5 protein-coding genes and 2 CRISPR repeat arrays are annotated in these 7,281 nt (G+C 26.7%); all 5 genes read left to right on the top strand.

What is annotated here, in order from left to right:
* The first annotated feature begins 147 nt into the window (after positions 1-147).
* Positions 148-508: direct repeats of the CRISPR family, unit length 30 nt; unit sequence GTTTAAATCGGACCATATTGGAATTGAAAC.
* Between the two features lie 63 nt (positions 509-571).
* A complete protein-coding gene (locus JG776_RS12265; protein ID WP_291967937.1) occupies positions 572-970 on the top strand; it encodes a hypothetical protein in 399 nt (132 codons plus the stop codon).
* Positions 971-1,096: 126 nt separating this feature from the next.
* The gene (locus tag JG776_RS12270; RefSeq protein ID WP_291967938.1) at positions 1,097-4,483 is read left to right on the top strand and encodes a RecQ family ATP-dependent DNA helicase; all 3,387 of its coding nucleotides are present in this window, start codon (positions 1,097-1,099) and stop codon (positions 4,481-4,483) included.
* Positions 4,476-5,102 (top strand): hypothetical protein, encoded by a 627-nt coding sequence (locus JG776_RS12275; RefSeq protein WP_291967941.1) that lies wholly within the window; start codon positions 4,476-4,478, stop codon positions 5,100-5,102. Before JG776_RS12270 ends, JG776_RS12275 begins: the two co-directional genes overlap by 8 nt.
* A gap of 120 nt (positions 5,103-5,222) precedes the next feature.
* Positions 5,223-5,785: a CRISPR direct-repeat array (repeat unit 31 nt; unit sequence GTTTAAATCGGACCATATTGGAATTGAAACT).
* 160 nt (positions 5,786-5,945) lie between these two features.
* A complete protein-coding gene (locus tag JG776_RS12280; protein ID WP_291967943.1) occupies positions 5,946-6,080 on the top strand; it encodes a hypothetical protein in 135 nt (44 codons plus the stop codon).
* 36 nt (positions 6,081-6,116) lie between these two features.
* Positions 6,117-6,704, top strand: coding sequence for a hypothetical protein (locus JG776_RS12285; protein ID WP_291967945.1), 588 nt, complete (start codon positions 6,117-6,119; stop codon positions 6,702-6,704).
* The last annotated feature ends 577 nt before the right edge of the window (positions 6,705-7,281 follow it).

The raw sequence follows: 7,281 nt of genomic DNA on the forward strand, positions 1-7,281 counted from the left end.
TGAAATAATGGAAATAATAAGTTATATTAGTATATAGAGGAATAAAGTTTGTAAACCTCCTAAGGAATTTTTAATGACTGAAGGTTCCCGAAAAAAATATGATACTCATATTAGGAGAATCATTGAAAAATGCGACTTCCCTAACAGGTTTAAATCGGACCATATTGGAATTGAAACAAAATTGAAGGTGAAGAAAAAAACGCATAGAGCCTGGTTTAAATCGGACCATATTGGAATTGAAACGCTTTAATTTCGACAGGCTCGTTTGAAATATTCTTTGTTTAAATCGGACCATATTGGAATTGAAACTTGAGTTAATGAAGGATAAGGAGTAGGAATAAATATGTTTAAATCGGACCATATTGGAATTGAAACATAAACTTGCGGTAGGAACTATCACTGCGGATAGTGCGTTTAAATCGGACCATATTGGAATTGAAACTTATAAAGAAGATATTGCTTGATGGTAGAGCTTTAGGTTTAAATCGGACCATATTGGAATAATGTATTTCATATTTTGAAAGTTCCATAAAATGAAACGTTACATTATGAAGATAAATGATGATAATATATGAGAGAAAAAACAAAATTTACAGGAGATGCACCTACAGTTTTGCCACAGAAGAAAAAACAAAATACAATAGATTTAAATCAAATTGATGACGTCAAACATAAGGTGGAAAGGATGCTAAATTCTATAGGTAAGAGTATATTTATAAAATACTATTATGATTTTAAGGATTGTTATATAGGAAAAATTACAAACGAGAGTTTTGCTAATAAACTATTAAATGAAAATAAAAATGCAAAAAGTATAGATGGGCAAATTATTAGAATAAACAATGCAAAAAAAATATTTTCTGAGAATCTTCAAATACTTGCACTTGAAATTATAAAAAATTCTAAAAGGTTAGATGAACAAATAATTACAGAGGCAAACAAGATTATTTTAGAAGAAAGGATAATATAGTTTTATGCTCGTATTTATAATATACGGGCACTTTTTTTGTAAATATTTAGATTAGTTTATAATTATGGTAGAATGTAATTAAAATTGTAAAAAATAAATTTTTATAATTGAAAAGGATGAGTTTTGATGGAAAAATATACGGCAAATTATGTATATACTAATCATAATTTCGTAATACAAAATTTAACTAATAGTAGAAAAGAAAGAAACAAATATTACCCAGCTTATTGTGTAATAAAAAATATATTACATAGGGGATGTCCAACTATAATGTCTCAATATCTACAGGAGGTTATAGGGCCATTGCACAACTTACAGGAATTTGATAAAAGAATTGTTCTTATTGATAGTAAGCCTCCTGTTTGGTATAAAACGATAAAAGGGAATGATGAAAAAAATGATTATCCTGCAAAATATTTTTTTGAAGAAATTTTACCAAACTATTTAGAAGAATATAAGTTTGTTCAGCAATTAATGGTGCCTGAGGTTTTATTTAGTGAAATAACAGATGAAATAAATCAAGAATTTGTAGACCAGCAAGTAGACTTTTATTTACCGCAAGCAAAACTTGTCATAGAGATAAATGGACAACAACATTTAGAAGAAATAAATAAGATAAATGATAAAAATAGAAAAGAATATTTAGCTAAATTTGGAATAGAAACAATTGAGATAAATACCACTGAACTAAGAAATAATAATATTCAACATAAAATAGACAAGATTAAGAGCAGATTAAAACAGTTTGATAAAATATTAAATTACTATAAAGAAAATTACTATAACCAACAAAATTACAAAGAAGAATATACAAAAAAGGCACTTCTTGCTACTGCAGTAATGAGATTTCAGACATTGATTTTAGAATTACTTCAAAGAGAAATATTAAAATTGGATGATAAAATTTGGAGTTTTAATATTTTGAGTTTAGATGTTGATAAAGATTTTGCAAAAATTGCACTTGAAGATATATTTATATGGTTAGAAAACATTTGTAAGCTTATGAAATTGCAATTTAACAAACCAGATGTAAGAATAGTTTATAGTAATGAATCAGAATTTCAATTTAAAGAAGGGTATATTAATGTAAACTTTAGTTTGCTAAGAAGATGGACTGATGAAAATGAAAAATATCCTGAAATTATTTTTGTAAGAACAGATTATTTTGATAAGGCTAATTATTTTGAAGTTAATACAACAGATCCTATAAAGTATAAAATAATTAATGATGGTGAAGAGAGCGACATTCCAGCTTTAAAATTTTTCCTAAAAAATATATTTGGATTTGATGAATTTAATGATGGACAGCTACCTATTATAATAAATGCATTATCCTGCAATGACACAATAGGACTTTTACCAACAGGGAGTGGAAAATCACTATGTTATCAATTAGCAGCACTTTTACAGCCTTGTGTTAGTTTTGTTGTGTGTCCAATAAAATCACTTATGTACGATCAAAAAGATAATTTAGATAAAAGATATATAGATAGAACTAACTATATTAGTAGTGACCAAGACGCTGAAACTAAGAGCAAGATAGGAAAAGAATTTTCTGAAGGGAAATACTTTTTTATTTGGATTTCTCCAGAGAGGTTTCAAATACAGGAGTTTAGAGATTATTTAGACAAACTAAATAAAGAGCAAACTATTGCTATCGCTGTTATAGACGAGGTACATTGCTTATCAGAGTGGGGACACGATTTTAGAACATCCTATTTAAATCTTATAAGAACAATAAGAAAATATTGTCCATCATCTTGGTTATTAGGACTTACTGCTACGGCATCATCATTTGTTTTAGAGGATTTAAAGAAGGAATTTGAAATAGGTAATGATAGTATAAAGACACTTACTTCATTTACAAGACCAGAACTTAATTTTATTGTACATAAGCACGAAAGTGAAGAAATTGAAGATAAGAAAAATATTTTAATTGATCTTCTTAATAATTTAAATAGAGAAAAAGATATATTTAAAATTGATGGTTTAAATACAAAAAGTGGATTAATCTTTACTTTATTAAAAAATGGAAAAATTGGATGTTATAGCATTGCTAATGAGTTATCAAGGATATTTAATATAGATGCAAGATGGTATTCAGGAGAAGTACCGCAGATAAAAGGTATTCCTGTATTAGACTCGGATGAATTTGATAAATATAAAATGAGAGTTCAAAAAGAATATAAAGAAAATAAGTTCCCATTGTTAGTGGCTACAAAAGCATTTGGTATGGGAATAGATAAAAGTAACATAAGGTATACAATTCATTTTGGTCTACCAGCTTCTTTAGAAGCCCTCTATCAAGAAGCAGGTAGAGCAGGAAGAGATAAAAAGAAGGCCGATTGTTATGTTCTATACACAAGAGAAAATATAGAAAAAAATGAGTTAGAAAAGTTGTTTAATCCTCAAACAAAAATAGAAGAAATAAAAGAAATACAACAAAAATACGGTTTTAAGGGAAAAGATGTATTAAGAATTTTCTTCTTATGGTTGTCCAACAACAAAGGTACTGATGAAGAATTTAAAGAGGTAATGAGTATATTTGAAAACTTCGCTGAACCAGGTACAATAAAGAATATTGAATGTAGAAAAATAGGTAAATTTGCAGATGTACAAAAGGCAATTTATAGACTAAGTTTAGTTAAAATAATTGACGATTGGACAATTGAAAGTTGGAATAAAGGCAGGGAAATTATAAAAGTATATTTTAGTGATTATACAGAACAAACAGCAGAAGAAGCATTGTTATACTACATAAGAAGATATGATAAAGAATTTTCTTTAGATCTAAATAAGGTAAATAATGAAAAGTATTCAAAATATATAAAAATATATAACAGTAACATTCTTAGTAAATATGAAAAGATTTTTAATATATTAATAGAATGGATTTATGACAACATAGTTTATAGTAGAAGACAAGCAATAAAGAATATATTAGAGCTTTGTGATAATTTTAAGGATAGTAAAAGCTTCAAAGAAGAAATTGAGAGGTATTTTAAATTTACAGAGAGCACATATTTACTGGACTATATTGCCCAAAATCCTTTAGATCATAAATCTTGGTTTGAAGTATTTTACACCTATACACAAGATAAAAGAAATAAAATCCTCATTGACATTGAAGAGATTAAAAATGTGAAGGGTAATCTAACAAGATTGCTTGAAAGTTATAGGTATAATACTGGGCTTAACTTTTTAAGTGGTATTTTAAGGTTAATATTAGGAGAATTTGAAAATCAAGATGGTCGAATAAGATTAGAATTGGCAATGAAAGAGATATCACAATATGAAAAAGATAAAAAATATGAGATTTTAAGTGAAATATTTAAGATTAAAGAATTATTTAATGAAAAATCAAGAATAGAACTTAGTAAGATGTTAATAGATGTTTATCCTGAAAAATTAGAAAAAATTTATATTGAATTAAAAGACTATTATAGTCTTAATAAAATTATTGAAATATCAGTAGAAAAACTAAAAAGAATAGGGGAGACGATAAATGGTTGATGTAAGTAAATTAAATGATACGATAAATGAATTAGAAAAAGAAGCTAAAAACATAAAAAAAATATCAGATATTATAAATAAAATTAATGATATAAATAATGAAATATCTACAAACAAACAACAATACTCTAAAGTAATTAGTGATATAGAAGAACTAAAAAAAGAATTTATAAGTTTAATAGAAATACAAAAGAAAGTATTACTTGAAATTAATGATACATTGAACAAAAATCAAGAATATATGAACAATAATATAAAAAAAATTCAAGAAGAAAACATTTCATTTAATAAGGACCTGAGTATTATGTATAAACAATTAGAAAATGAGCTTATAAGCACAATTCATTCAATAGATACTGAAAACAAAAAAATGTATTTAGGATTTGAAGAGATAGCTGCATCAAAATTGGAAAAAAATAAATCAGATATACAGTTGGAATTAAGAAATACAAGTAATTTACTATCAACAGATATAGAACAAGTTGTAAAAAATAAGACAGAAGAATTGAAAGCTGATATTAATATAAAAATCGAAAAGATAAATAAAAGGTTGAATATACAAATGGGAATTTTTACTGTTATGTTTATTTTAATTTTAGTAAGCATATTTTTTAAATAAGTGCCACCCAAGTGAAATGTGAATTATACATTAATTACCAAATACCACACTTTCACTTGGGTGATGTTTTTGCTTATATAATAATAGTTTTTTAAAATCTTATGTGGTAAGCATAAGTTTAATATTGACGGACCATATTGGAATTGAAACTTTCTTTTCTTTTTCAATTTCTTTTTGTTTTGCTTTGTTTAAATCGGACCATATTGGAATTGAAACTATCAAGAGCAGTTCCTTTTGCTATACCAAATTTAGGTTTAAATCGGACCATATTGGAATTGAAACTACTCATATACGAAGGGGTATGGGAGTATGACGACATGTTTAAATCGGACCATATTGGAATTGAAACCAATATAATCCGCGGGGTCATCTACTTCAGGGTCGCGTTTAAATCGGACCATATTGGAATTGAAACTATTCTTCAAGCATACAGTCCTTACTGCAAAAGATAGTTTAAATCGGACCATATTGGAATTGAAACTTAGGAAACCTGCGTACTTCTTTACTGCATAAGCAAGTTTAAATCGGACCATATTGGAATTGAAACTAATCATAAAACATAGGATTTTCTAACATATTTAATTCGTTTAAATCGGACCATATTGGAATTGAAACTTAATCGACGCGTACAATTTGGCACAATCAGATAGGTTTAAATCGGACCATATTGGAATTGATAATAAAACTGCGTATTTTTACAAAAAATTTGATTAACTATTGATTCTTGTGCAATTAATATGCAAAAAAATTAATGCGGACAGGTGGGTTCTGCATTAATTTTTTAATATTAACTAAATTTGAAATCATAATAATTTAATTAATATTTTATGGGTGGGGATAAATGTGTGTGATACACTTGTTGCATTGAAAAATTTAACTAAAAATGGTCCTGTGATTTTTGGAAAAAACTGCTTGTGCAACATATGTTATAAGGCAACAGTTAAAAGCGTTGTAATTATAGTAAACCAAGGTGCTTAAAGCGCTGGTTTATATTATATACAGGAGGTGTTAATAATGCATGTTTTAAGATGTATATTAGTTGATTTAGAGAAAGAGATAGGCAAAGATTATAAAATAATGGACAAAGAAACGTTAGTTAAAACAGCAATAACCAAAGCTATATATTTATTAGACAACTATGAAAATGATATATTTGACTGGAGAGCAGATGATGCAGGAAGGTGGCTTGAAAAATATCCAGAATCTTGTATAACAGGAAAATTTAATAGAGAAGAATTCTTAAAGGAATTTGAATTCTTTAGTAGGCATACTGAAAGAAGATTTTTAGAGTATTTTGAAGGAGAAAATGTGGATTATATAAAAGGATTAAAAGGCAAATTTATAGATTATGATAATGATACATTAATAATTAAAATAGATAAGGAAAAGATAAAAAAGCTTTTTTCAGAAAGGTTAAACTTTTTTAATCATGAATTAAATATTATTTATGACATTGCGATGTTGATAAATGGAAAAGTTTATGAAAACTCATACTTTATTAATACTTTATCTTGGGGTAGCTTTGTTGATGATGAGGAAAGAAAAGAAATATATGATAGTCCCGAAAATTATGCATTAGTGTTTATAGATACTCATTATTAAATAAGTGCCACCAAGAGCTCCGAAAAAATGATACCTTAAAAATCGCCACCACAACATATAGTATATAAAGATAGCACAAGATACAATAGAGGGTATGTTTTAAAAACAAATTGATTTTTTCGGAGGTCTCCCACCCAGGTGAAATGTGACATTATCCATATTGTGTAATATATACCACGGGTGAGGTATATATTGTTCAAAAAAGACTTATGCATCACATATTTAAGGTTTTGTTTTCAAAGAAAATAAGGAAAAAATAATAAGATATATTTAAAAGAAATTTAGAAAGAGCAAAAAAGATGTCAAGTTCAAGGTAGTTGTTTGAAGTCTTGTCATAAGTTAGAAATGATAAGACTGCATTTTATATATTTAATTATTTTCTAAATATTTAGCTTTTTTCTTGTTATGTTATAATATGGTTAAGAAAATTTAAAAAGATTTTAAATAAGTGCCACCCAAGTGAAATGTGAAATTAGATATTAATTACCAAATACCACACTTTCACTTGGGTGATGTTTTTGCTTATATAATAATAGTTTTTTAAAATCTTATGTGGTAAGCATAAGTTTAATATTGA

The organism is Caloramator sp., from assembly GCF_020054765.1.
GTDB lineage: Bacteria > Bacillota > Clostridia > Clostridiales > Caloramatoraceae > Thermobrachium > Thermobrachium proteoclasticum.